We start from the raw sequence: 24,611 nt of genomic DNA, 5'->3' as shown, positions 1-24,611 counted from the left end.
TCTGTATAAAAACCATCTTTCTTCCAGATCCCTTTCATTCCCGCGTTCTTGCTCGCAGCAATGTCATTCCAGGATGATCTCCTACATAAACGCAGGCTTGAGGTTGTACCCCCATCCGTTCAGCTGCCCTAAGAAATATGGCTGGATCGGGTTTTCGAATGCCTTCGATCTCGGAAATCAGAATCACTTCAAAATACTTTCGAATGCCAAGAGCCTCAATATTACTTGACTGGAAGTCCCCAAATCCATTCGTAATGATTCCTAGCTTAAAGCCATAGTTTTTAAGTCTTTCCAAAACCTCGTGCGTATTCGGAAAGGGTACAGCATGTTTACTGAATCCACTCGTATAATCAGCTAATAGTTCATTCCAATCCAGCGGCAGCTCAAACTCCTTGATCAACTCCTGGTAGACTCGATCCTTCCACACATAGCCGCGATGATCTAATTCAATGAATCGGTTTGTATATCGCTCCATTCCTATACTTTTAGCGTTATGTATAATTCTCGTATATTGATCAACAACAAAGTGATATAGAGAAGTGCTGCGGTCTAGCAATGTCCCATCAAGATCAAAAATAACAGCTCGAATCATAGGATATACCGCCTTTCATAACGATGACCTAAGGACCTCTACGTTACCGAATTACATGCTCTTGATGTCTTCCTTTATTCTGTACTTTTCGGTTTTATTCGCTCGATAAAATAAACTAACGGTGGACACAGAAAACGTGTGGTTATTTTCAAAGTCAAGAAGGATATCCTTTCTCATCTCTTCAATGGTAGCTTCGGATAACCTTGATTTTCGTGCTACCGTAATATGAGGCTTATAAAGCTCTAGTTCAAAACATTTCTTAATACTTTCCTCGTTTGGCTTAAACACCGACACAAGTTGTTTATGCAGCTCAATCAGCTCATCTGACTGAACATCCAGATACAATACATCTTTATCTCCAAAATATCTCGGCCCACCAACAGTAATCTGTAAGTCCCGAAATCCTGAAATGACCTTCCGGCATGCCGGAAACCAGTTCATATCCTCTGTTAATCCACACGAAGCTTTGACGGTGATATGAGGGTCCGATCCATCGAGATATTTATATTTTTCTCTTACGTTCATGACCTTCTCATAAATATCCCCTTCGGGAACAATGCCAAAAAAGAATTCCATTTGTCACGGCCTCCTTCGCTATGCAGTTTCTTTCAGCGGTCTTCAAATGTACTTTCCCAGAACGGTCCTTCTTCTTTATTAAAATATCTCTGAATAACCTCTCTTACGGGGTATGGCTGCAGATTATGCTGCTCCATGTCATTCATTCGAATCCAGTAAAACTCCAAATGGTTCTCTTGGGATTCAGGGTTTATTGAATGATCGATATGTGGCAACTCGACTCGAAATAAATGATTGAGTTCCTGATGGTAGGTCGTGGGAAGCTCAAAATCAGCTTCAACACATCCTATATATTCCCCCACGATACTCTCTTGTCCAAACTCCTCTTTAATCTCCCTGGATAACGTGGTTCTCATGCCTTCCTTAAACTCTACGTGACCGCCTGGAAGAAATGTGTTGTCCATGCCCTTACAGTGCGCGACTAATAGGTTACCATCCGAGAGAATAACCCCTCTGGCGAGCACATGATATTTTTGATTGTTGATATCCCTATATTTCATAAAAAATCATCCTTATCAATTGGTTTGAGCCTCATTATTTCACCAGTTTAGCCCACATTCCTGTTTAGCCCACATTCCTGCGTTCTTACAGGACTTATTTAGCTCTGAGGTGTTCTTTACATTTCTTAGGTTCTCTGTAATCTATAGAAATGACCCAGCCACAGATCGCTATTAATCCTAGGCTGGGTCGTTGGTTGTTTATAGCTTACTTCCTGAATTATACATCTAAATGTCAAAAGACGGTAGATTCATAGGAAAGGACTCCTCCATCTAGGCATCTATGATTCTTGTTACAAGTCGGAAACATTTTAGATATTATTTCGACATGTTTCTCCTATATACTCTATGTGTAATGGGATCAGGAGGGATACAGCATATGAAAAATAGCAAATTAACGTCGTTCATGCCGAAAATCGTCATCGGTTCCTTGGTCGCAAGCTTGGCTTTAACCTGCATGCCTTTTCCAAAGGGAGCTGATCAAGCGATTGCCGCTGCATCGCGCTCGTCGCAGAGCTTCGCGAAATTTATGCAGATGAACGCTCCGAGCCGGACCGTGAAAACCATAGGCGGAATTCAAACGGTCACGAACCTTTCCAGCACGGTTGTACTGGTAAACAAGCAGAGAAATCTACCTTCCACTTATGTTCCGAAGGATCTGGTCGTTCCCAATGTTCCGTTCAGCTTCTCTGGGCCAAGCCCTAAGAAGCAGTTGAGAAAAATCGCGGCCAATGCCTTGGAGGATTTATTCGCTGCTGCTAAAAAGGACGGCATTGAGCTCAAAGCTGTCTCCGGCTACCGTTCGTACGCCACGCAAAAATCGATCTTTGAACGCAACGCCAGCATCAAAGGCGAAGCCGTAGCGAACAAGACCAGCGCGCGCCCGGGACAGAGCGAGCATCAGACCGGTCTAAGCATGGACATCTCCAGCGCCTCGGTTGGATATGCACTGGAGCAAAGCTTCGGCAGCACGAAGGAAGGCAAGTGGCTGAAAGCCAACGCCCATAAATACGGCTTCATTATTCGTTATGGCAAGGGTAAGGAAAAGCTTACCGGTTATTCGTACGAGCCTTGGCATGTTCGGTATGTCGGCGTTTATATTGCGGGAGAGATCACGAGACAGAACTTGACGCTTGAGCAATACTTGCAGAAATCCATCTGACTTTAAGAACGGGCAGCCCTGCTGCCCGTTTCGTGTTAAGCGCCTCTTAGACATGAACATCATCTAACTCATCAGGACAAATAATAATGTATTATTCCATTTCATATTGATCATAGTTCAATTCCGATAGCGTAGTATGGAAGCTTTCCCTTTCTGCATCGAAAATTTCTTTCTCGATGATTTGAAAAATCACAAAAGCAGCCCATCCTCTAATGAGGAGTGAGCTGCTTTTCGTTGACCATGAATCCTACATCCTAAATTACACGGTTCCATAATGCTGATGCATATTGCCAACCAAATCGAGAGTTCCCTTTTGCAGGAATTACTGTCTTATGATGAGGATGTCTCTAGGCGGTCTGCCTGTGCTTTGAATTTGAGAAATTTCAGCATCCGTAAGATTTCGTCCTACCAAAATGAGCGAAGATGTTACATTATCAAAATTGCCTAAGTTCGCTACATTTTGGCTTCCCCGGAATACACGGAATGATCCCTGAAAGTTAATTCTCGAAAATAGTACAAGGGTTACTTGAGAGCTTTCCACTACATTTCTAAGCCGAAAACTCGAAAGGATGTTGTCAAATCGAAATGCTCCAAGATCGCGAATTGCAACACCTCCGCGTCTGAAGAGAATCCTACGAACAGAAAAATTAGGGCCAGACCAAAGAGCAAGACGTAAATCGCTGTTTGCCATCTATACCACTCCTTTTCTTGGGAATGATATAGTATATTACCAAGTTGAGAGAATGGTATAAGGCAAAAATATCAGTTTAAAAGTTTGTTTTTTCGTATAAACATAGATTTCGTTATCCTTAAATCCTCTCAAGTCTATTTACAAGATTCATAGTCATCGATTTAACTATTTAAGGAAATCCGGACAATACAACAACAGGAACCTTTCTCACCCAACTTCTGATATCCCAAGTTGTTATGGGTAACTCCTTACATGTGCTGCTTTCCGCTGCATGATACGAGGTGAACTTATCAAAACGATATTGTAACCTCAACTTTGACGAGGACTGGTTCCATGAACAGCTTGCTGGTTATGCGGCTGCATAAGCTATTTCCCTATTTACGCTAAAAGACCTCCCAGCTCTAGACATACGCCCGTTCCAGCTGAGAGGCCTATTATTTTTTTATCATAGACTTTCCTTATTCCAAAGTCTCTTCCTTCTCAAGTGCTTGGCAGCCTTCGCATAATCCATAAACCTCAAAGCGATGCCGCAAGACTTTGTAATTCCCGGGTAATACCAAACCGTGGTCCATTGGACAGTAATCAAAGGGAAGTGTTTTTTCGCAGTTAACGCAAATCAAATGATGATGGTGGTGGGTCGTGCAGTTCTCTTTGAACTTTAATCCCCCGTCCATAAAATAGAAATGCTCCAAAACCCCCATCTCACTTAACATGCGAAGATTACGATAAACCGTATCCAGACTCATGCTCGGGTAATAGACGGACATTTGATCATATACATCTTTGGGTGATAAATAACCGTCGTGGTCAGCGAAGATCTGAGCTAACGTCCTTCTTTGTTCCGTTACTCTCCATCCATTTCGCGCCATCGTATTCAGCATGTCTTTCACTTTGGCTTGGCTGTTCTCCTTCATTACCATACGTTCCCTTCCTGAGTATACAAAACATCCTGCATAATACCGTCTCCATGTTTTGAAAAAGATTTATCCTTGTATTTTATCAAGAATGAAGGGAAATGTCATATATGGCTACTATCATGAAATGAATGGATGTCAAACAATGAGTACGTTAGCCCTCGCCCTCTATCTTTACTCAAACGTGCGTCTTACCAGCTGGACTTCTTGATACCTGGAATTTGTCCTTTGTGGGCTAGCTCGCGAAACACGATCCGCGACACGCCAAACTTGCTAATATAGCCTCGGGGTCTGCCGGTCACCGCGCAGCGATTGTGAAGTCTTGTCGAATCTATTCATTTAAAGCAGCCTGCAGCGCTTGGAGATTTTGGCGCATGATCGCAATATAATCAAGCTGTTTGGCAATATCCTCTTCCGTCAACCCTTCAATCGGATTTAATACAGCGGTGGTTGCTCCGATTTCAGCGGCAATCGTTTCTGCAACGTTTGAAGCGACAAGCGTTTCAAAGAAAATGGTGTTTACGTTATTTTCCTTAGCGAATTCAATAATCTTGGCCATTTGCGATGCCGATGGCTCCTGATCAGGGGACAGGCCTGCTATCGGTACCTGGGTTAAGCCGTATTCTTTGGCCAAGTAACCGAACGCAGCATGCTGGGTGATGAAGTCTTTTCTCTTGGAATCCTTCAAGCCTTCTTTAAACTCCTGATCCAACGCCTCCAGCTTACTTACGTAAGAATCTGCATTCGCTTTGTAGGCATCCTTATGCTGAGGATCTGCTTCGGCCAAGCCTTGTTCAATATTACGCACTTGCTGAATAGCAAGAGCAGGTGAAAGCCACACATGGGGATCAAGACCGCCGTGATCATGATGGTGCCCGCCTTCTGCGCCATGGTCATGGGCATGTTCATCTTCTTGGCTATGTTCACCTTCTGCGCCATGGTCATGCGAATGGGAATGCCCTTCGCCTTCCATGATCTCTATTCCTTGGCTTGCCTCAATTACCTTCAGATCGCGATCTTTAACGCTATCCAGTACCTGATCAATCCAACTCTCCATACCGGCACCGTTATACACAATCACGTCAGCATCAGCAATGCCTGCCATATCCTGCGGCGTAGGTTCCCAGTCATGCGGTTCAACCCCTGCCGGAACCAAATTCTCGACATCCGCCATATCACCAGCAACTTGGCGCGTGAATTCATACATCGGATAGAAGCTTGTTTTAATCTTTAATTTTGCTGCTGTCGATGTATCTGTTACTTGGCTTTCCGTTGTATTCATACTTCCATTGGATTCACTTGGCTTGGCAGAACCGCAGCCCGCGACAGCCAATGCTGCGGATAATGAAAAAGCGGCAAGGATTCGTTTATAACTCTTAATCATGATTAATAACTCCTCTTACTTTCGGTTTGTTTATTTGTACAGCTCTTCGATTTCGCAATTGCAGCAGCTTCTGAATGGATACAGCTATGAGCAAGAACCCTACCAAAATGAGAGCAATGGTGCCACCAGGCGGCGAATTCAAATAGTAGGAGGCGGTTAGTCCCGAGAAAACGCCAACCCATCCTGTAAGGACGGCTACGCCCATGGCAGCTAAAAATCCGGGAGCAATCCGAAGCGCGATCGAGGCTGGAAGCACAATAAGCGCCGATACTAGCAATACGCCAACGATCGGCATGGAGGCAGCGACCGTCATGCCCGTAAACACGGCGAATGAAAACGAAAGAAGCGAAACCCGAGTTCCTGAGATTGCAGCAGTCTCCTCATCAAAGGCGAAGTTATACAGGGGCCGGCGTAAGGCTACAAAAAACACCAGCCCTAATGCGGCTACGATGGCAATCAAAGCGAGCTGGGTATCACTGACCGCAACGATGGATCCAAAAAGGTAGGAACTGAAGCTTTTGTTCAAATGCGGATTCACACTCATCAGGACGACGGCCACTGCCAGTCCGGAGGTCATGATAATGGCGACCGGCACCTCGGTGTAGGTGCGGTATACCCTTCGAAGCTGTTCAATGACAAGCGCTCCGATGATGGCGACGACAAATCCGCTTATCGTCGGATTAAGATGCAAGAACGATCCTAATGCCACCCCTGCCAGCGAAACATGCGAGAGGGTATCAGCCATAAGCACCTGCCGACGAAGCATTAAATATACGCCGAGGATCGGAGCGATTACACCGATCAGGCCTCCTGCCCAAAACGCACGCTGCATGAATTCGTAACCGAGCATCGCCATCCCGTATCCTCCTTTCGTTCCAGATGGACGACCCGGTCCAGGTAAGGATCGATTTCCTCCAATGCATGGGTAACCATGATCACCGTTTTTCCTCTTTGTTTCACATAGCGATCCAGCAGCTCGTATAACTCTTTACGGCTCGCTTCATCCATCCCGGTTGTTGGCTCATCAAGGATCAGCGCCTCCGGCTCCTGAGCCAATGCTCTTGCAATACAAGCCCTCTGCTTCTGACCGCCTGACAATTCACCAATCTTATGGTTGCGATATTTCCACATTCCCACTTCCATCAGGCTTTGCTTGACGGCCTCATGATCGCTGGCTGCAAACCGTTTGAACAACCCGAGACGATGATAACGGCCTGAACGAACAAGTTCGATGACTTTGCTGGGGAAACCGGCATTAAACGAAGCCACAAGCTGGGGAACATAACCAACCGTTATTGGTGATCCATCCTCCGACACACGATTCATTTCAATCGTTCCGCTCCAAGGCTTGATCAAGCCCAGCATCAATTTCAGCAGGGTCGATTTCGCTGCACCATTGGGACCTGAAATCGCGATAAATTGCCCGGTATGGATATCCAGTGACAAGTTCTGGATGACGGTTCGATCTCCGTATCCAAACACGACGTCGCGCATGGAGGACAAAATCATTTCAATCTCTTCCTTCCTCATGACAGAACATTCAACACTGTCTTACGTAATAATTACGATTAATAACGCTGCTTATATTAACGTGTCTCGCGATGCAGCGTATATCTTTTCAATCTAGGGCAATACTTGCGCATTTCCAAACGCTCAGGATGATTTTTCTTATTTTTGGTTGTCGTGTAATTGCGATCTCCTGTTTCGGTGCATGCCAGGGTAACGATGACTCTCATATTTTGCATCCTCCTTATTAGTAATGTTTACGATTAACAATCGTAATCTCTATGTGTATCCTTTGTCAATCCCCAATCGGATGATGACTTCTATTAATAAGCAGCGACAATTATTGGTTTATACTCTTCAATCGCGTTCTGCATATGCTTCATCTGAAGAGGCATTCGCTCAATAATCGCTTTACGTTTTGCTTTTAGCACAATCTGCTCGATATCAGCAAAGCTGCACCTTGCAAGCTGCCGGCAAGTTTCAGTGAGAATTGACGGATCACATTCAAATTCGCCAATGAGAATTTCAATGTATAACTTCCTTTGCTCCTGCTCAGGCACGGTGTAGATTAACTTCGTATCGAATCGGCGCCATATCGCCTGATCCAGATCTTTTTCCAAATTGGTGGCCGCCATAATAATGCTCCGGTCTCCAAAGTCATCCAAGCATTGGAGCAGCGTGTTTACAGCACGCGCCATCTCCTTGACTTCATCGTTGTTGTCTCGAGTACGGGCAATGGCATCGAATTCGTCCAGAAACAGGACACACGGGAACGCGCTGGCATAATCGAATATTTTACGGATATTGCTTCCGGTCTCCCCCAAATGACTGTGGATGATCGCGTCCAAGCGAACCAAGACAAGTGGAAGCTCAAGGACCTTAGCCATGTAAAAAGCCGTTAACGTCTTACCTGTTCCTGGAGGTCCGAACATGACAATCTTGTTTGGAACCGGCACGCCATGCTGTTCAAACTCCTCCCTCATCCCTAAAATTCCAATAAATTCTTTCACAATTCTTTGATTGACTTCTGACAAAATGAGATGCTTTGCCTTTTTGGCACAGTCTTTGGGTGAATATAGATTTGCCATGTCAATTCCCTTCGCACGGGGAAGACGCTGGCTCGCATTACTTTTACTCATGAATGGCTGCTGCTCCTTCAGTGTATATAATCAGTTATGCAATCCAAGGCAATGGATTCTCAAAGCGCGCCCAATTCAAGCTCATCTCCACATCGGTAAGCAGACACTGATCCAACGCAGCCTCAATATGCTCTCGGTCCATATCGATCCCGATCATCACCAACTCGGTTTGCCGGTCTCCCCAATGGGTGTCCCATTTCACCCGTACATCCTCCTCGGTTCGTAAAATCTCCTCTCTTTCGGCTGCAGGAAGCGCGGCAACCCAATATCCGGCGGGTCCAAACTGAATCGAAGGGCCAGCTTGGCTTAAGCTTGCCGCAACATCTCCATCTGCAGCCAACCACACCAGTCCTTTGGCTCGAACAACCTGTTCAGGCCATTCCCCCATGAATTCAGCCAACCGGGATGGATGAAAGGGCCTTCTGCGGCGATACACGAAGGAGCTGATTCCATACTCTTCGGTCTCCGGGACATGCGCTTCTTTTTGCAATTCCTGGATCCATCCGGCTGACAAACTTACACGTTCAAAATCAAACAATCCCGTATTCAAGATCTCCGACGGATCGACCTGTCCATGCAGGGTACGAATGATCTTGGCGCTTGGCTGCAGCTTTCGAAGGACAGCTTCAAGCTTGTTCAATTCCGCGTCATCCACGAGATCACATTTATTTAGGAGCAGTACATCGCAGGTTTCTATCTGATCGATCAGCAAATCCACGACATCACGATCATCTTCGCTTCCCGCGCCCTGATTGCGGTCCAGAAGGCTCTGACCGGATGCGAAATCCTGCCAGAATCGATTCGCGTCCACGACGGTGACCAAACAATCGAGCTTGGCCAGATTCGTTAAATCGATCCCTGTCTCTTCGTCGGCATATGTAAATGTTTGAGCGACCGGGATCGGTTCGCTGATGCCTGTGGATTCAATCAGAATGTAATCAAACCGTTGTTCGCTCGCGAGTTTTTCGATTTCCTTCATTAAATCATCTCGCAGCGTGCAGCATATGCATCCGTTGGACATCTCAACCAGCTTCTCTTCCGTGCGGGATAAGGACGCCTCTCCCTTAACCAGTGCTGCATCAATGTTAATCTCGCTCATGTCATTTACAATGACAGCGACCTTCAGGCCTTGCCGGTTATTCAGTACGTGATTTAATACCGTCGTTTTTCCCGAGCCTAGATACCCGCTGAGTACCGTTACGGGGATTTGTTGTTGTGTCATTGCATTCTTCTCCTTGTGACTTGATATTGGACTTAAAATAGACTAATCCATCTTATTCGTAATGATTACGATTTATGACAACCCTAATATAATTGCTTTTATTCAAAATGTCAAACGTCCATATTTCGATACGGCAGTTCGTTAGGATCACAAATCATCTTGGCTCCAAAAAAACCACAGCGAATAGACCAAAGATGATCATGGATCCCTGGTCTACCAGCCCTTGATTTTGTAAGCGTTGAGCAATTCCTCATCCTTCACGATGAACGACTGAATGGGGCAGGAATATGGGCGTTCCCGCCACAGGATCCTTCAACACCGTAGCGTGTATTCCGAACACTTCCTGCAGCACAGCTTCAGTCAGCACTCGATCCGGCGTACCATCCCGTACAATCCGCCCGTCCTTTAGAACAACCATGCGATCCGCGTATCTCGCCGCCTGATTCAAATCATGAAGCACAACAATGATCGTAGTCCCCCTCTCCTGGTTCAGCCTCCTAACGAGCTCCAGTATCTCCAACTGATGTCGAACATCCAGAAATGTCGTGGGCTCATCCAGCATTAACACGGGAGTCGACTGCGCGATCGCCATGGCAATCCACGCTCGCTGCCTTTCTCCCCCCGAGAGAGAATCCAGCGGCCGCTGCTCGAAAGCTTGCATACCGGTAACTTCAAGCGCTTCTTCGATCGCAGCATGATCCTGCTTTTTCAACATCCGCAGCGGACCTACATGAGGATACCGTCCCTGCTCTACCAGCTCTCTGACCGTAATGGCCATCGGAACCTCCGGTGACTGAGGGAGTATCGCCATCTTCCTTGCCAAGGACCTCGGAGATTCTTTTGCAATGGCATGCCCATCCAGATATACACACCCTTTCTGCGGCATAAGCAGCCGTGCCATGGTTTTAAGCAGCGTGGATTTGCCGGATCCGTTGGTGCCCAAGAGCGCAGTCACACCACCCGATAGGATATCCATAGACAGCTCTTTGAGGATGGGTTTGTCGTTATATCGCAGCTCTATGTTCTGAGCTTCCAGCAAGGGTTTTTGGGATTGATCTTCTTTCATCTTCGTCTCTGTCTCCTTGTTCGTTGAAACATTCAATGTGATTTTCTTTTTTGCTTAATGAGATACAGAAAAAAAGGAGCCCCCATAAAGGCGGTAACTGCCCCTACCGGAAGGGAAACTTGCGAGCTTAAACCGAATACATGCAGCTCGAACGATACGGCCTGGGCAATGACATCGGCGCCGAGCAGCAGCACGCCTGTGACAACCGTACTGAAAGGGAATAATCTTCTTGCATCTTGGCCTACCAGTCTCCTTGCAATATGAGGACCGATAAGACCAATAAATCCGATCGCGCCAACAGCTGCAACCGCTCCTGCGGTCAGCACTGCCGCCAGGATGAGCATCATCCATCTCATTCGACGAACAGACACGCCCAGACTAGCCGCCGTAGACTGCCCCAATTGCAACGCATTCGCAGCTCCAGCGCTAAGAAGACCGAGAGGGATGATGACTAATGCCCAAGGCCAAAGCATATCCCAATGCACCCATACCCGGCCATTAAGGGAGCCGATCATCCATAACAAGATGCTGCCGACCGCTTCCGTATGCCGGAGCAGTATCAATGAGGTGCAAGATTGCAATACGCTGCCCGTTAGTATTCCGACTAACGCAAGCCTGGTGATATCCATTCCCTTGCCAAGACTTAATGCGTTAACAAAAAGGACGGTGCCGATGCCGCCGGTCCATGCAACCAAAGGAAGATACCTCGTCGCATCCCCTAAACCGTCAGCAAATGTGATCCAAATGACGATCATCAACACCGAGCCTGCCGATACGCCGAGTAATCCCGGCTCTGCCAACGGGTTGCGGGTTATGGACTGAAGAATCGCTCCTGCCAAGCCCAGCATGGCGCCCGCTACAAGCGCAATCAAAGTCCTTGGCAATCGAAGCTGCCATATGATTTGTCGATGGTGTTCCTCTTCTTGTACGTTCGCCAAAGCACGCAGAATATGCTGCGGTGAAATCACCACTTTGCCAAATGCGATATGCATGACACACAGAATCAGGACAAGCAGCAAGGCTGCCAGGAGTCCGATCTTATATGTCATCTCATAGGGATTGCGATTACGGATCAGCTTGTTCATTCTGAAGGCCGCCCCCCAAGCTTACGCAAAAATAATGCGATAATAACAGGTCCGCCGATTAGAGTCGTCCAAAGCCCGACAGGCACTTCCCTGGGCATAAACATGGTTCGTGCCAGGATATCGGCCGTTGTTAACAGGACGGCTCCGAGCATTGCCGAGAATGGAAGAACGAACTTTGCGTCATATTGCTGTGATAAGCTCCGTATCAGGTGTGGAGCGATCAAGGCAATATAGCCAATAGGTCCGCACTGGGATACAACCGCTGCCGTCATCGCGCAGCATACGATGAGCAGATAAATACGCACCCGCATGACATGAAGTCCCAGCCCTTCGGCCGTCTCGCTCCCCAAGCGCAGTACGTTCAACGATCTGGCGAAGCTTAAGGAAAGGGGAATCGTAACGAGCGCCCAAGGCAACAGATGACCGACATGAGTCCAATTGCGGTTCGCCAAATTCCCCATCAGAAACGTAAACAAGAGGCTCGCACTATTGGATGACCCCATCGTAATCACCCATACCACCAATCCGTTCATGATCGCAGTGACAGCAGCGCCGATAAGGATAATATGTATGCCTCCATTTCTTCCCCCGGCTGCCAAGATAACCACAGCCCCGCCTATAAGTCCTCCAAGAAGGGCAAACCATGGCTGCATGCCATAGGAGACGGGAACATGTAAAACCGTAACAAGAGCCATCATAAACGAAGCTCCCGAAGAAACACCTAACAACTCCGGACCTGCTAATGAATTTCGAAGTCCATCCTGCAGAAGAACGCCGCATAACCCCAGCATCGCTCCGGCCATGCATCCTAGTACGATTCTGGGAAGCCTGATCTCCAGAACGGACACCCTCTCGAGTTCGGTTCCCCCGTTAAAGAACAGCAGCTGCTGCAAGCTTGACCAGGATATTTCCGGGTAGCCGTGCTTCATGCCTATTGATATCACAGCAGCCATCATGAAAGACAATGCAAAAAAAAGGGGCGCTCCCCCTATTTTTGCTCTCTTGATTATGGTGGAATCGATACGCTGCAATGCTATTCCACCGCTTTCATATAAAGCTCGGGATACATGTGGCTCATCGCTTCGTCTAAAATGATGCCGAGCGACCGCGTTCCCCTGCCGCTGGCCCATACGGATGTGCGCATCTCATGAACCTGTCCATTCTTCACCGCGCGGAGTCTGGACCACAGCGGGTTCGTCTTGAATTGCTCGGATAATGGCTGTGAGTCGGGGCTGAACGTGAAAGTTTCGACAAAAATATAATCCGGATCATTCTCAAGCACCTTTTCCAACGAGTAAGCCATCCCCCCTGCTTGGTGGCCGCCGTCAGCCTCGGGTGCGGGCCATGGGTATTGCGTGACTTCCGCCAGCATCGAGCCCACAAGCGACCCGGCCGTATCGATACCGAAATTTACATCAGACCCGTACATCACCAATGCGGTCTTATCCTTCGGACTGTGTTCCTTGTAGTAATTGAATTTATCCAGCAAGCGCTTCTCGGCCGCTTCGGCTTCCGTTACTCTTCCGGTCAGCTGGCCCATATGCTGCAGGAACTCGATCGATTCTTGCATACTCTTGGGCTGGACGATGTACAGCGGAGCAATGCCGGCTAAGCCTTCCCGCAACCCTTCATGGGTTCCTTCCAATCCAATGACAAGATCCGGTCCCGCCAACGAAATATCCTCCAAATTGGGTTCAAAGAAGCTTCCTCCGATTATTCCGAGGCTTGCTGCTTCCTCACCATAAAATTCCGGTTCTGGCGCAAGTCCTCCCGCCGTTACCGCAGCAGGTTTCAATCCCAGCTCAACCAGGGCATCTACACAGATCTCTGTTAAACACGCCACCTTCTCCACCGGCAAGTCAACGGAGATCTCCGTTCCGGTTACATCCTTGAATGTCGATTTGGCGCTTGTTCCTTCCTCATTTGACGCTGTCTCCTCAGCATTGGACGCGGCCCCTTCACCATGTGGCGCCGCCCCTCCAGCATTTAGCGTTGCCTCTTCATCACTTGGCACTGCCCCTCCAGCATTTAACGCTACCCCTTCAGCATTTGGATCCATTCTGTCCGTTGCGGTCTCAGTCGCCGTTTTTTGAGGAACACTGCCGCAGCCAGAAATGAGTGCTGCAATTATCAAAAATACGATACCTAGACGTTTGCGCATATGGTACATCCCCTTACCTATAGTTGTAATAATTACGAATTAAACGCATGAAAATCACTGAACTGCCCATGAAAATGATATGTATTCCCTTCTTAATCACATTGATCTCCACCACCTAAAATACATTATCGAGGTAATTAAATTGTAATTATTACTATTAAATTCGAAAGAAATATAGCATGCCGCCATGAAATAGTCAACATATTTTTCCAAGAAGATTCGTCGCGGATTAGACAAAAATCCCGATCGCTTACATACAAAAAAGCCGCGGCAACGCGGCCTCTTGGACTAATATGCTATTGTCTTCTCACCGTTACCGATCCCTCGCCTCTATTAAAACTTCCTTCAATTCTCCATTCTTCCGACCCGCCGACATCAGTGGCATGCTGATCCCGTTGTCCTTATTGATCTTGCAGTTTCTTTCCAATGGGGTCATCGGACAGATTTACCAGAATCGATAAATCGTTAATTAATTTGATCTTAACAAAAGAGTCATTCGCCGAATGGTTGATCCCTGACACATGTACGCTTCCTTTGCTTCTCGGGTCATCGGGATTATAAATAAAGGAAACTTCATAATCGGAAGCCCCTTTTTTGTACACATAGTTATACACGTATTCATCTGTGTCATTACTGAATGAATGAACAAAAAACTGCCCCTCTTTCCCGCTTTGTCTAGCTTTAGCCAACCAATCACGGACCTGCTCACTATGCTCAGGTTCAACTTGATTTAACTCGTAAGAAAAAACCTTAGACATCCTATTGTCCAGATCAGGCACGTTGGCTTCTTTACCTGAACATCCCGTCATCAACAGCATCAGCAAAATGAAACCTATAATGTATTTCATCGCTCTCCCTTTCATCCTTTGATTCCAATTGTTTTCCCGAAATCGCATCTTGGTGCAAAAACAGCCCGCCCCCAACGTAGATTAGCTAATCTAATGTCCGGGGTCGTGCCTTTCCAGCACGGAACCATTCACCTGAATGTAAAAAGTATTGAACCCACCATAGCTTTAATGGTGTTCATTTCGTTCAGTGCCGTTCAAACCTAAACACCGCCCAGCTCATACTTAAACCTCAACTCGGACAGGGGCAGGTTCCCTCAAGTTTCTCCGCTCATTCTACCATACTATAACGGATCTTAGGGAAATTACCATTCAGCAGCAATCGGAAGCACCTTCCGTATGCGGAGTAATGAGCAACCTTCACACATCGGGGCCAGCACTTGCACGCTCCGCTGAGCTACCTTCACACATCGAGGCCCCACCACCAGCGCAGCAAAAAGCCGCTCAGGACGTACACACCTGAGCGGCTTTCCCCCTTCCCCCCACTGATAGGGGGGAAGGGACGCTTCCACCAACGGTTAGGCCTCGAACGGTAAGAACTTCAACGGAGCAGGCGGAATGGGGCTGGAGAAACGTGAGTGGTCGCCTTTGTCTCCGGATTTCCCCATTTACCAATCCCTTTCAAGAAATCCGGTGACAACAGCGATAAGAGGCACCATCCGCATGCGGAGTGATGAGCTACCTTCACACTTCGAGGCCCCAACTGCACGCTCCACTGACCCTCACACTTCGAAGCTGCACCTACACGCTCCGTTTGAGCATCCTTCAATACTTCAGAGCCTGCACCTTCACACATCGAGGCCCCACCACCAGCACAGCAAAAAGCCGCTCAGGATGTATACACCTGAGCGGCTTTCCCCCTTCCCCCCACTGATAGGGGGGAAGGGCCGCTTCCACCAACGGTTGGCCTCGAACGGTAAGACTTCAACGGAGCAGGCGGAATGGGGCTGGAGAAACGAAGTGGTCGCCTTTGTCTCCGGATTTCCCCATTTACCAATCCCATTCAAGAAATCCGGTGACAACAGCGATCGGAGGCACCATCCGCATGCGGGGTGATGAGCTACCTTCACGCATCGAAGCTGCACCTGCACTCCCCACTGAGTTCCCTTCACGCCTAGGAGCATCACCTACTGAAGCACCATCCGCATGCGAAGTGATGAATTACCTTCACACTTCGAAGCTGCACCTGCGCGCACACTGAGCAACCTCCACTTATCGAAGCCCTGCACTTGCACGTGCTACGCCGAACAACCTTCACGCTTAACCCGCAATCTTCTTCCCACGCTCAAGCCGGACAATTTGCTCTTCACCACTGTCAGCCAGCTCACGGAACTGGTCGATCGTCTCCCGCATCTTCGGAAGGGCCTGCTGCTTAAAGGTGCTGATGGCCTCCATCGCCTCGAATGTATCGGCAAATGCCTTCTTCAGAACGTCCACCGAAACACTGCTGTTAATGGCTTGCTTCTGGATGGCCACCCCTTGGGATTTCAACATCTTCGCTGTCCCTTCGATGAAGGTGTTCGTCGTCTTGTTCAGCGCCTCAATCTTCTCTAATACAATCTTCTGATTGTACAGGGCGCTCGCGACCGTGACCGCGACACGCAATGCCGACACGGTAACCGTCTTCGCCCGATCTACCCCGCGAATCAGCTCCTTATTGTTGCGGATCAGAACCTCAAAGGCCAAATAGCCCTGTTGATTCACCGCAAGCATCTGCTGCATATCCATCAAACGCTGACGCAGAGGGAAGAGGACCTCTTCGGAGATAAAACGAATCTTCTCCGGATCGCCGCCGCGCTCCTGCTCCAAAGTCAGCTCCTGCTCAATCCGCTGGTCCATGAACATTCCGAGCTGAATCTCCTTCTGAAGCTGTTTCGTGAGATCCCGAAGGAACTGCTGTTCAATCTCAAGCGTCGTGTTATCGTTTTTGAGGGTCGCCTTGCCTTTATCCAAGGTTTCCACGATTTCCGAAATGACTTCATCCGCTTTCTTGAACTTCACAAAGTAGGCACGAACCGGATTAAAGAGCTTTCCGAGAAAGCCTGTTTTGAGAAAATCAATCCCGCTGGGATCCAGATCCTTCAGATGAAGATGAAGCTCCGTGAGTCCCTTGGCTACAGGCCCGCCTTCATCGCCGGCCTTCGACAGCTTACCGACGGTTACTTTGAGCAAGGAGTTTTTGTCAGAGGACTGGCGCATCGTGCCCATCCCGAAAGAATCGATGCTGGTCAGAATACCCCGGCGCTGTTCAAGCGAGTCCAGGTCAATGTCCATCAAGGACTTTACATTGGTCTCGGCCTGCGTCATCAGCTGCTTCATTTCTTCATCGACAGGAGCGACTTGTTCCTCCAGCACCGTCTTGATTTCATTTTCATTTGGTACAGTCATTGTAAAAGTCATACAAAAACCCCCTTTAACCGAATATATAATGCGTTACATTTGCACATTCAGCAATTGGCCGATCTTATAGACAACGTCGTCGGTGTCGGCATTGATGCTTGCAGCTTCATTGATGCTTGAAATCTTCTGAAGGGCTTCAATGTCCGCGTTGTAGCCGATCGTGTAAATCGGAATTTTAAACGCCTCAATCAAGCCTTGGACATCCTTTAGCTTACTGCCCCGGTTCGTATCCCCGTCGCTCAGTACGAAAATGACCGGCTTCGTATTCGGATTCGCGGCGATTTCATCCTGCAGCAGCTTCATGGCTACGACAATCCCGTCAAATGTAGCGGTGTTGCCCTCCGGAACCAGGTTCTCGGCGGCACCGACGAACAGGGACTGCTGGTTCGTGTCATACTTCCCGATCGGGAGGTTGATGGTGACATCATCCGAATAGGAGACAAGACCGATGCTGTTCTGTGAACCCAGATACTTCTGACCTTGAATCAAGGATTGCCGTAAGCGATTAATCGGTTCACCGGACATACTGCCCGACACGTCGGTTACAAACACAGCCGTAATGGAGGCTCCGCCATTTTTCTTGTCCTTCCAAAGCTTCTGCGCCCGGGAAATGGTTCCGCCGTTCACGACTTTGGCTTCCGGTTTATAGTCTGCCAGCTGGTTAAAACCGTATTTGCTCGCGCTCTTCTGATATTTATCCTGAGCGGCAAAGTCGGCAAACTTCTTCAAGATTTGTTTCTTAAGCGCCGGGGTATCCCCAAGCGCATACAGCGGGCTGTCGTGTCTTACGCCAAACGGAACGAATTCATAGGCTGACCGAAGCTCGGCTTCATTAAAGAAGGTTTGATATTCCAGAACAAAAGCATCCAATCGCCCGGATTCGGCGGCTTCCCTCATCTGCAGTGTGGTTAATGCAAGGAATGGGACGTTGGCCTGGAATTTTTCAAATCCTTCGACGGCCTTGTCACTCAGCAGATTTTTGCTGTCGAACGCGCTAAGCGCAGCGACCAGGAAGTTGAGTCCGGTCGAGCTGGCAAACGGATCCGTGTAACCCATCGACAGCTCGCTGGCTGCAATCGCTTCCGTTACCGTTTTGATGTTAACCTCGCCATACTTGCTCTTCAGCTCATCATATTTTCCTTTATCGATCACGATGCCCGGAACATTCCCGTTCAGGCTCTTCGAGATCCGCTCGGTCTTAATACCGCCCGATTTGATCATCTCCATCCACAATTCATTGGATGGCGTAAAGGCGTCCGGCACGTATTTGCCGGACTTTATGTAGTCTGCCGCAGTTCCCGAGTTAATGCTTCGGATCATCACAGACACTGGCTTGCCGTTAACGGTGACTTTGGCTTTATTGAAATCCGTCGCTACCTCATTCAACCATCCGTCGACCCCTGACCCTGCTTTCTCGGGTGAAGAGAAGATTTCAACGAAATGAGGGGTGGAGTTTTTGACCGAGACCGGGAACTTATCGATGTCGGGCAGGGATTCCGCCACGTCCACCGGATTTAAATCAATCTGTCCTTTAATGGGCTCTGGTGTTTTGACTTTAATCTTACTGTACAGCTTATCAAGCTTCTTCGTGGCCTCCTCAGGTGTTAGCGGCTGAGCCCCGCTCCCGAGATTCGAAGTGGCACTGATTCCGAAATAGACGACTGCAAAAACGACAACTACAATTGCGGCAAGAAAACCAATGACTTTACCTCTGCCGGACATTCCATGACCCCTTTCAGTCTTTGTACAGTTTGGTTTGGCTGATCAGAGCATCGATTTCTTTCATGCAAGCCATGTTTTCAATGCTCTCTAAATCCAAGCTTCCTAGACGAGCAATCTCAAGAAGGAGCTTATCTAGCTTTAATAAAATTTCTTCATTCGTATTTAAGGATTCATTCACAAAATTAAGGTACTCATTGTAAACCTCGATCTTCTCCTCAATGATTCGCGCTGAGAGCTTTTTGTTCTTTCGCAAATCCGCAATCGCGGCGAAATCAGAGACACTGAACACGCCGAGCTTATTGAGAATGCTTTTGATATTCATGTAAAACAGGTTCTCGACCTCATGGATTACGGAATTGAACTTTTTATAGCTCAATTCGGACGCATCAAATCGCTGCTCCAATACCTCCAGCAGTTTCAGCTTCCGGTTTTTCATCCGGTCCAGCTGATTTAACGCAAGCTCTACATCTTGCTTAAGCACCGCAATGGAACGGTAGCGGCTCATGGCCTCCACGTAGTCCTCATGCGTAACAACCTCTTTCTTCGTCTTCACAACCGGCTTCGGTTTAAACAGGTATGTATAACTTCCATAAACTAAAGCGATCAAGCTCGCTGCAAGAAAAGCAGCCCCGAAAGCAACGATCAGGGGACTCTCGGCTTTAAGAGATACCCCAAGAAAGCCTCTGGACCAAACCAATATGTTTGTGACAATGACGATTGTGATCAAGAGGAAGAACTTTTTGAACTTAGGCTCGCTCAATACCCATCACCAACTTCACGCATCGTTATAAAACCACCCTTTTGATGTCCTGTTTTGTTAGCAAATTATACCATAGACAAGCCTACTTTTCTTTGCATTTTAATCGAGAATTGGAAGAAGTAGTCACTTTTTTGGGAGAAAACTCGAATGAACCTCTCCGCATTTACCTATATTATACGGTCCTCCTGCCCGGAGGTTTCCTGTTAGTTTCGTAATGGAAGGAAATCCGTCTTAACGGTATAGAGGAACCGCAACAATCTCCCAATAAAAATATAGAGCTGCACCCACCTGATTCAGAGGGCACAGCTCTATTTCATATTTAATAAATTCAGCTATCATCAACGCCGAAGATGATTGGCAAGAGCAGCTAAGCGATAAAAAGCCGGCTTCGGCCTGTGCCGCTCATCGAACAGCAGCGGCCAGTTTTTGCGCCCACGTACCGGAAAATCGCTGAGCCAGGTGTGGTCGTCCGCAGCTCCCCAGAACGTCACCGCGCTAATTACATCGCTGTATTCCTTAAGCAGCTTGAACACGGCTTCGTAGAATTCAGCCTGCTGTTCCAGCATTCCCGGTTCAGGCTCGGTCAGATCGGCCCGCTTATCTTCGAAACGGAATACCGACACATCCAGTTCCGTGAGCTGGAGCTGCAATCCTAGCGAAGCATATTTTTCGATGGCTGCCCGGATGTCATCCAAGGACGGGTTGAACAGATTCCAGTGTGCCTGCAGGCCAATGCCGTGAATAGGTACTCCCCGGTCCAGAAGAGACTTGACCAAGGTATAAATTTTATCCCGTTTGCTTGGATGGGACTCATTGTAGTCGTTGTAGAACAACAGCGCATTCGGGTCGGCAGCATGCGCGTATTCAAACGTTTTGGCGATGAATTCGTCCCCGGCGATTTCCGTCCAGCTGGAGGTACGCAGCAACTGATCGCCGTCATCGGCAATGACCTCGTTCACAACGTCCCAAGCGTAAATATCGCCCTTATATCTGCCTACTACCGTTTGGATATGCGAACGGATTCTTTCATAAAGCACGGCTTTGCTCACGAGCTGATTCTGCTTGTCGCGGAACAACCAATCGGTGGTCTGGTTATGCCACACCAGCGTATGTCCGCGGACAGCCATCCCGTGTTTGCGCGCGAAGTCCACGATTTGATCCGCTTCCTCGAAGGTGTAAAGCTCTTCCTCTGGGTGAACGCTGGCGAACTTCATTTCGTTTTCCGCCGTAATGCTGTTAAAGTGATGCGTAAGCAGACTCTCCTGCGACTTGATCGTATTACTACTGACCGCCGCACCTATATGGAAGTCTTCCGCGAATATGTCTTTAAGTGCGGACTCGGCCGGTACCGATACATTCATATCTCTTCCTCCTTACCAATCCTGGTCTCAAACCAGTCAAAGCTGGCTGAGCCCGAAGCGGGTTTCCCATTACCGCTTGCGTAGAGTCCGATAAGCACTCCGGTAAAGCACATTTTGTTTACGAAATCCTCCGGTGACAGCGGCTTGGCGGCTCCCTTGCCGAGCCGGATCCACTCAAGCCCGTCCAGCGAATAGGACAACGAATAGCCGGTTACGTCCGAGCTAATCTTTAAATATACCGAGTCCGCATGGACCGGTACTTCCGCCGCCAATTTGGATTCGCCTCTTACGGTCAGTCTGGCGCCGATCATCTTCCGCCCATCTTCCTGCTTTAGAAAAATTTCATAATGGGCGTCCTCATCCCTTCTTGCGCATATCCCCGCTTCCTCGCCATCGCGGATCGCACCGAATTCAAGCAAAGTCCTCCATTCCGCCCGGACATGTTGTTGGCGTCTGCCTACAAAAGCAACCTGACCCACGTCATTTAAGCCGGCGGACTGTCCTCTCAAGGTAAGCCAGCCTTCTCGCTCGGTTAACGACCAGCTTCCTTCCGCCGGGTTCCGAAGGAAGGTCCAGCCATGCCGGAGCTTAGGCTCATCAAAATCATCCTTGCCTTCGAACAGGGCCATCGGCCCGGACTTTATCCTCTCTGGCGTCCCCGGTAACCGTTTTACGCGCATATCGAGATTTACGGTGCCTTCATTGTTGTCGATCATCGGCCATCCCTCGTCATTCCAGGTTACAGGAGCAAGAAATGTCTCCCTGCCGAGTACGCTGTATCCCGAATCAACAAGTCGAACGCCAAGAAATACTGCCCACCAATCACCGTTCATATCATCCACGAGGTCCGCATGGCCTAAATACTGAATGGGGTGCTCGATCCCCCGGTGTGTCAGAATCGGATGCGGATACAGCTCGAACGGCCCATAGGGACTCGCGCTCCGTCCGATAATTTCCCGGTGATCCTTCGCCGTGCCGCCTGAAGCGGACATAATGTAATACATGCCGTTTATTTTGTACAAGTGGGGCCCTTCCGTCCAGGGACCGCCGTCCCCCCTCCAGATGACTACCGGCTCGGACAACGCTTTCCCGGTGGCAATGTCAATTTCGTACTGGATGGCATGGGAGTCGTAATCAGCACCCTGCTGGGCGGTCACATATACTTTGCCGTCATCGTCGAAGAACAAAGAGGGATCGATCCCGCCATACGGGACCAGGATCGGATCGGACCATGGGCCGGCCGGATCCTGGGTGGTTACGTAAAAGTTCCCAATTCCATAAACATCCGTCGTAATCATATAGAACGTTCCGTTATGGTACCTTAGCGTCGGTGCATAGATTCCGTCCGAGCTTCGCCGTGCCCTCAGATCCAGCTGGCTGTCCCGGTCCAGCACATGCCCGATTTGTTCCCAATCTGCTAAATTACGACTGCGGAAAATCGGCACGGCCGGGAAATATTCAAATGAACTGCAAACCATATAAAAGTCATCCCCTGCCCGGGCGATGCTCGGGTCTGGATAAAACCCCGGAAGAACTGGGTTCGCATAACTGATTGCATGTATCGTCATGGTTTACTCCTTAACGCTGCCGACATTCAGACCGACAACAAAATACTTTTGCATGAACGGATAAACGAGCAGAATCGGAACGGATGCCACGACCGTTACGGCAGCGCGAATTGAAATCGGCGTTACCATGTTCACCGCAGCGTCCTGCGTCATCCCGGCTCCGGCAGCCACTGCCGGGTTGCTGTTCGCGTTCATACTGGATGACAGCAGCTTCATCAGCTCATACTGCAAAGTGCTCAGCTCTTGGCGTGAGGAGGTATAGATGAATGCATCGAACCAGGAGTTCCAAGCCCCCACGGCCACGAACAGCGCAATGGTTGCCAGCACGGGTTTACACAGCGGGAAGATGATCCGAATAAAGATTTTAAAATCTCCGGCTCCATCAATTCTTGCCGATTCAACCAAGCTTTCCGGAATCGTTCCGATATACGTCCGGATAACGATCATATTGAATGCGCTGATCATCGACGGGATCACATATACCCAGAACGAATTCAGCAGGTGCAAGTCCTTCATCAGAAAATATCCAGGAATCAAACCGGCGTTAAAGTACATCGTCAGAATAAAGATCAAGGTAATCGGCTTGCGGAATACATATTCCCGACGGCTCAGCGTATACGCCAGCATCGTGGTCAAGACCAGATTCAGCAGCGTTGAAAGCACCGTTCGTGCCACGGAAATCCAGAAGGCGTCATATATCGTTCCCGAAGCGAATACCGCCTTGTAATTCTGCCAAGTAAATTCCCTCGGCCAGAGATAGATTCCGCCCCGGATCGTATCATTCCCCGCATTCAGGGAAACGACGATCGTGTTCAGGAACGGATATAATGTGACAACGACAAGACCAATCATAAACAAGGTATTGAACGTATTAAAAAGGATCGGCTCTACTCTTTTTTTTCTGACGGATTTAGGCGCTGCGGCAGCAGTTGCTGGCCCAGGGCTGATTGTTTGATTTGCCATTATAGCAGCCTCTCTTCCCCTAGCCGTTTCGCGACTCCGTTTGCAATCAATAACAGCGTCACGCTAACGACCGTTTTAAATATACCGGCAGCCGTTGCTAATGAGTAATTGCCTTGGGCAAGCCCGTACTTCAGTACGAATATGTCAATCGTTTGCGACCAGTCGACAACAAGACCGTTGCCCAGCAAGTATTGAACCTCGAAGCCTGCCTCCAGAATGTGACCGACCTGCATGATCAACAGAATAATAATCGTTGGCTTAATGCCCGGCAAAGTGACATGGAACATTTTCCGATAGCGGCTTGCCCCGTCCATATCGGCAGCTTCATAAAGCGCCGGGTCGATGGATGCCATCGCAGCCAAATATATAATCGTATTCCAGCCGACTTCTTTCCAAACATGCGACGCTCCGACGATTCCCCAGAAGTATTTGCCTTCACTGAGCCATTGGATCGGCTCCTTGATGAGATGCAGCTTCATAAGGACATCATTGATGATTCCGTCTGAAGCCAAGCTCGTCGCCACAATCCCGGTTACGATGATCCAGGATAGAAAGTGCGGAAGATAGGAGATCGTCTGTACGGTTCTTTTCCAAAATACTTTCTTGATTTCATTCAGTAATAACGCAAGAATAATTGCAGTCGTAAAGCCGAGAATCATATTGATAACACTCATTGCGAGCGTATTGCGAAGCACTTGCAGGAAACTATCATCCTTAAAAAGAAATTCAAAATGTTTAAATCCTACCCACTTCTGTTCACTAAAGTCTCTAGCCGGCTTGTAGTCCTGGAAAGCCATGGTCCATCCCCAGATGGGAACATAGGCAAACAAGATGATGTAAGCCATCAGAGGCACTGACATATAGATCAACTGTCTCTGTTCTTTGAGGACGGCCCAGGTGATTTTCTTGTTTTTCTTAGGCTTCCGGACGGCAGAGTCTTTGACAAAGGTCTCTTCCATAAGTTTGTTCTCCCCAAAACCCCATATTTCGTAAACAA

General features: G+C 48.4%; 24 protein-coding genes and 1 pseudogene. 1 reads left to right on the top strand and 24 read right to left on the bottom strand.

All coding sequences use genetic code 11. The features are described 5' to 3' along the window. Window positions 1–34 precede the first annotated feature (34 nt). From NST44_RS14595 to NST44_RS14585, 3 genes are read right to left on the bottom strand one after another with little or no spacing between them, the layout of a single operon-like run. Window positions 35–592: an HAD family hydrolase gene (locus tag NST44_RS14595; RefSeq protein WP_007127882.1), complete on the bottom strand. Its 558-nt coding sequence runs from the start codon at window positions 590–592 to the stop codon at window positions 35–37. A gap of 51 nt (window positions 593–643) precedes the next feature. Continuing rightward, entirely contained in the window at window positions 644–1,168 is a 525-nt protein-coding gene (locus NST44_RS14590) for a 2'-5' RNA ligase family protein (RefSeq protein WP_007127881.1), read from the bottom strand. Between the two features lie 32 nt (window positions 1,169–1,200). After that, a complete protein-coding gene (locus tag NST44_RS14585; RefSeq protein ID WP_007127880.1) occupies window positions 1,201–1,668 on the bottom strand; it encodes an NUDIX domain-containing protein in 468 nt (155 codons plus the stop codon). 376 nt (window positions 1,669–2,044) lie between these two features. Between NST44_RS14585 and NST44_RS14580 the strand changes: the two genes are divergently transcribed. Further along, window positions 2,045–2,827, top strand: coding sequence for a M15 family metallopeptidase (locus NST44_RS14580; RefSeq protein ID WP_007127879.1), 783 nt, complete (start codon window positions 2,045–2,047; stop codon window positions 2,825–2,827). A 322-nt stretch (window positions 2,828–3,149) separates the two neighbouring features. Here the strand turns inward: NST44_RS14580 and NST44_RS31065 are convergent, their stop codons facing one another. The 21 genes and pseudogenes from NST44_RS31065 to NST44_RS14480 form a co-directional block, all read right to left on the bottom strand. After that, window positions 3,150–3,518 (bottom strand): hypothetical protein, encoded by a 369-nt coding sequence (locus tag NST44_RS31065; protein ID WP_007127878.1) that lies wholly within the window; start codon window positions 3,516–3,518, stop codon window positions 3,150–3,152. A 458-nt stretch (window positions 3,519–3,976) separates the two neighbouring features. Next, entirely contained in the window at window positions 3,977–4,438 is a 462-nt protein-coding gene (locus tag NST44_RS14575) for a Fur family transcriptional regulator (RefSeq protein WP_007127877.1), read from the bottom strand. A 185-nt stretch (window positions 4,439–4,623) separates the two neighbouring features. Next, a pseudogene (locus NST44_RS14570) lies at window positions 4,624–4,758 on the bottom strand (30S ribosomal protein S14); the annotation flags it as partial. Between the two features lie 5 nt (window positions 4,759–4,763). After that, window positions 4,764–5,816 carry a metal ABC transporter substrate-binding protein gene (locus NST44_RS14565; protein WP_340900005.1) on the bottom strand — a complete coding sequence of 351 codons (1,053 nt, stop codon included), beginning with the start codon at window positions 5,814–5,816 and terminating at the stop codon, window positions 4,764–4,766. Continuing rightward, entirely contained in the window at window positions 5,809–6,672 is an 864-nt protein-coding gene (locus tag NST44_RS14560) for a metal ABC transporter permease (protein WP_340900004.1), read from the bottom strand. The genes NST44_RS14565 and NST44_RS14560 overlap by 8 nt, the downstream gene beginning before the upstream one ends. After that, on the bottom strand, window positions 6,618–7,325 hold the full coding sequence (locus NST44_RS14555; protein ID WP_340901442.1) for a metal ABC transporter ATP-binding protein: 708 nt from the start codon (window positions 7,323–7,325) through the stop codon (window positions 6,618–6,620). The genes NST44_RS14560 and NST44_RS14555 overlap by 55 nt, the downstream gene beginning before the upstream one ends. Window positions 7,326–7,402: 77 nt before the next feature. Further along, complete coding sequence (gene rpmG, locus NST44_RS14550) at window positions 7,403–7,552, bottom strand: 50S ribosomal protein L33 (protein WP_007127873.1); 150 nt, start codon at window positions 7,550–7,552, stop codon at window positions 7,403–7,405. A 93-nt stretch (window positions 7,553–7,645) separates the two neighbouring features. Beyond that, window positions 7,646–8,461: an AAA family ATPase gene (locus NST44_RS14545; RefSeq protein WP_213614545.1), complete on the bottom strand. Its 816-nt coding sequence runs from the start codon at window positions 8,459–8,461 to the stop codon at window positions 7,646–7,648. 34 nt (window positions 8,462–8,495) lie between these two features. Then, the gene (locus NST44_RS14540; protein ID WP_007127870.1) at window positions 8,496–9,683 is read right to left on the bottom strand and encodes a GTP-binding protein; all 1,188 of its coding nucleotides are present in this window, start codon (window positions 9,681–9,683) and stop codon (window positions 8,496–8,498) included. Window positions 9,684–9,933: 250 nt separating this feature from the next. Continuing rightward, a complete protein-coding gene (locus tag NST44_RS14535; protein ID WP_028404706.1) occupies window positions 9,934–10,749 on the bottom strand; it encodes an ABC transporter ATP-binding protein in 816 nt (271 codons plus the stop codon). Window positions 10,750–10,781: 32 nt separating this feature from the next. Further along, a complete protein-coding gene (locus NST44_RS14530; protein ID WP_007127868.1) occupies window positions 10,782–11,834 on the bottom strand; it encodes a FecCD family ABC transporter permease in 1,053 nt (350 codons plus the stop codon). Next, on the bottom strand, window positions 11,831–12,787 hold the full coding sequence (locus tag NST44_RS14525; protein ID WP_445670728.1) for a FecCD family ABC transporter permease: 957 nt from the start codon (window positions 12,785–12,787) through the stop codon (window positions 11,831–11,833). The genes NST44_RS14530 and NST44_RS14525 overlap by 4 nt, the downstream gene beginning before the upstream one ends. A gap of 80 nt (window positions 12,788–12,867) precedes the next feature. Next, window positions 12,868–13,995: an ABC transporter substrate-binding protein gene (locus NST44_RS14520; RefSeq protein WP_244152629.1), complete on the bottom strand. Its 1,128-nt coding sequence runs from the start codon at window positions 13,993–13,995 to the stop codon at window positions 12,868–12,870. Window positions 13,996–14,396: 401 nt separating this feature from the next. Further along, window positions 14,397–14,843 (bottom strand): hypothetical protein, encoded by a 447-nt coding sequence (locus tag NST44_RS14515; RefSeq protein ID WP_007127865.1) that lies wholly within the window; start codon window positions 14,841–14,843, stop codon window positions 14,397–14,399. A 1,257-nt stretch (window positions 14,844–16,100) separates the two neighbouring features. Continuing rightward, the gene (locus tag NST44_RS14510; protein WP_007127863.1) at window positions 16,101–17,240 is read right to left on the bottom strand and encodes a toxic anion resistance protein; all 1,140 of its coding nucleotides are present in this window, start codon (window positions 17,238–17,240) and stop codon (window positions 16,101–16,103) included. 33 nt (window positions 17,241–17,273) lie between these two features. Next, entirely contained in the window at window positions 17,274–18,962 is a 1,689-nt protein-coding gene (locus NST44_RS14505) for a substrate-binding and vWA domain-containing protein (protein WP_007127862.1), read from the bottom strand. A 13-nt stretch (window positions 18,963–18,975) separates the two neighbouring features. After that, window positions 18,976–19,722 (bottom strand): hypothetical protein, encoded by a 747-nt coding sequence (locus NST44_RS14500; RefSeq protein ID WP_007127861.1) that lies wholly within the window; start codon window positions 19,720–19,722, stop codon window positions 18,976–18,978. A gap of 338 nt (window positions 19,723–20,060) precedes the next feature. After that, window positions 20,061–21,083 carry an endo-1,4-beta-xylanase gene (locus NST44_RS14495; protein WP_340900000.1) on the bottom strand — a complete coding sequence of 341 codons (1,023 nt, stop codon included), beginning with the start codon at window positions 21,081–21,083 and terminating at the stop codon, window positions 20,061–20,063. Further along, a complete protein-coding gene (locus tag NST44_RS14490) occupies window positions 21,080–22,651 on the bottom strand; it encodes a glycoside hydrolase family 43 protein (protein WP_340899998.1) in 1,572 nt (523 codons plus the stop codon). The genes NST44_RS14495 and NST44_RS14490 overlap by 4 nt, the downstream gene beginning before the upstream one ends. 3 nt (window positions 22,652–22,654) lie before the next feature. Further along, the gene (locus NST44_RS14485) at window positions 22,655–23,614 is read right to left on the bottom strand and encodes a carbohydrate ABC transporter permease (protein ID WP_007127858.1); all 960 of its coding nucleotides are present in this window, start codon (window positions 23,612–23,614) and stop codon (window positions 22,655–22,657) included. After that, complete coding sequence (locus tag NST44_RS14480; RefSeq protein ID WP_007127857.1) at window positions 23,614–24,573, bottom strand: ABC transporter permease; 960 nt, start codon at window positions 24,571–24,573, stop codon at window positions 23,614–23,616. The genes NST44_RS14485 and NST44_RS14480 overlap by 1 nt, the downstream gene beginning before the upstream one ends. Between the last annotated feature and the right edge of the window lie 38 nt (window positions 24,574–24,611).

The sequence above is a fragment of the Paenibacillus sp. FSL W8-0919 genome (genome assembly GCF_038003785.1).
In the GTDB taxonomy this organism is placed as follows: Bacteria; Bacillota; Bacilli; order Paenibacillales; family Paenibacillaceae; genus Paenibacillus_AQ; species Paenibacillus_AQ lactis.
The sequence above is the reverse complement of the archived record's forward strand: the minus strand, read 5'-3'. Positions and strand labels throughout refer to the sequence as shown.

What these genes read in the sequence shown, in the direction of transcription:
- NST44_RS14530 (WP_007127868.1), bottom strand. Translation starts at nt 11,834, where the DNA reads ATGAACAAGCTGATCCGTAATCGCAATCCCTATGAGATGACATATAAG.
- NST44_RS14560 (WP_340900004.1), bottom strand. Translation starts at nt 6,672, where the DNA reads ATGGCGATGCTCGGTTACGAATTCATGCAGCGTGCGTTTTGGGCAGGA.
- NST44_RS14555 (WP_340901442.1), bottom strand. Translation starts at nt 7,325, where the DNA reads ATGATTTTGTCCTCCATGCGCGACGTCGTGTTTGGATACGGAGATCGA.
- NST44_RS14525 (WP_445670728.1), bottom strand. Translation starts at nt 12,787, where the DNA reads ATGGCTGCTGTGATATCAATAGGCATGAAGCACGGCTACCCGGAAATA.
- NST44_RS14580 (WP_007127879.1), top strand. Translation starts at nt 2,045, where the DNA reads ATGAAAAATAGCAAATTAACGTCGTTCATGCCGAAAATCGTCATCGGT.
- NST44_RS14565 (WP_340900005.1), bottom strand. Translation starts at nt 5,816, where the DNA reads ATGATTAAGAGTTATAAACGAATCCTTGCCGCTTTTTCATTATCCGCA.
- NST44_RS14545 (WP_213614545.1), bottom strand. Translation starts at nt 8,461, where the DNA reads ATGAGTAAAAGTAATGCGAGCCAGCGTCTTCCCCGTGCGAAGGGAATT.
- NST44_RS14585 (WP_007127880.1), bottom strand. Translation starts at nt 1,668, where the DNA reads ATGAAATATAGGGATATCAACAATCAAAAATATCATGTGCTCGCCAGA.
- NST44_RS14505 (WP_007127862.1), bottom strand. Translation starts at nt 18,962, where the DNA reads ATGTCCGGCAGAGGTAAAGTCATTGGTTTTCTTGCCGCAATTGTAGTT.
- NST44_RS14540 (WP_007127870.1), bottom strand. Translation starts at nt 9,683, where the DNA reads ATGACACAACAACAAATCCCCGTAACGGTACTCAGCGGGTATCTAGGC.
- NST44_RS14520 (WP_244152629.1), bottom strand. Translation starts at nt 13,995, where the DNA reads ATGCGCAAACGTCTAGGTATCGTATTTTTGATAATTGCAGCACTCATT.
- NST44_RS14595 (WP_007127882.1), bottom strand. Translation starts at nt 592, where the DNA reads ATGATTCGAGCTGTTATTTTTGATCTTGATGGGACATTGCTAGACCGC.
- NST44_RS14535 (WP_028404706.1), bottom strand. Translation starts at nt 10,749, where the DNA reads ATGAAAGAAGATCAATCCCAAAAACCCTTGCTGGAAGCTCAGAACATA.
- NST44_RS31065 (WP_007127878.1), bottom strand. Translation starts at nt 3,518, where the DNA reads ATGGCAAACAGCGATTTACGTCTTGCTCTTTGGTCTGGCCCTAATTTT.
- NST44_RS14485 (WP_007127858.1), bottom strand. Translation starts at nt 23,614, where the DNA reads ATGGCAAATCAAACAATCAGCCCTGGGCCAGCAACTGCTGCCGCAGCG.
- NST44_RS14575 (WP_007127877.1), bottom strand. Translation starts at nt 4,438, where the DNA reads ATGGTAATGAAGGAGAACAGCCAAGCCAAAGTGAAAGACATGCTGAAT.
- rpmG (WP_007127873.1), bottom strand. Translation starts at nt 7,552, where the DNA reads ATGAGAGTCATCGTTACCCTGGCATGCACCGAAACAGGAGATCGCAAT.
- NST44_RS14515 (WP_007127865.1), bottom strand. Translation starts at nt 14,843, where the DNA reads ATGAAATACATTATAGGTTTCATTTTGCTGATGCTGTTGATGACGGGA.
- NST44_RS14495 (WP_340900000.1), bottom strand. Translation starts at nt 21,083, where the DNA reads ATGAATGTATCGGTACCGGCCGAGTCCGCACTTAAAGACATATTCGCG.
- NST44_RS14480 (WP_007127857.1), bottom strand. Translation starts at nt 24,573, where the DNA reads ATGGAAGAGACCTTTGTCAAAGACTCTGCCGTCCGGAAGCCTAAGAAA.
- NST44_RS14590 (WP_007127881.1), bottom strand. Translation starts at nt 1,168, where the DNA reads ATGGAATTCTTTTTTGGCATTGTTCCCGAAGGGGATATTTATGAGAAG.
- NST44_RS14490 (WP_340899998.1), bottom strand. Translation starts at nt 22,651, where the DNA reads ATGACGATACATGCAATCAGTTATGCGAACCCAGTTCTTCCGGGGTTT.
- NST44_RS14510 (WP_007127863.1), bottom strand. Translation starts at nt 17,240, where the DNA reads ATGACTTTTACAATGACTGTACCAAATGAAAATGAAATCAAGACGGTG.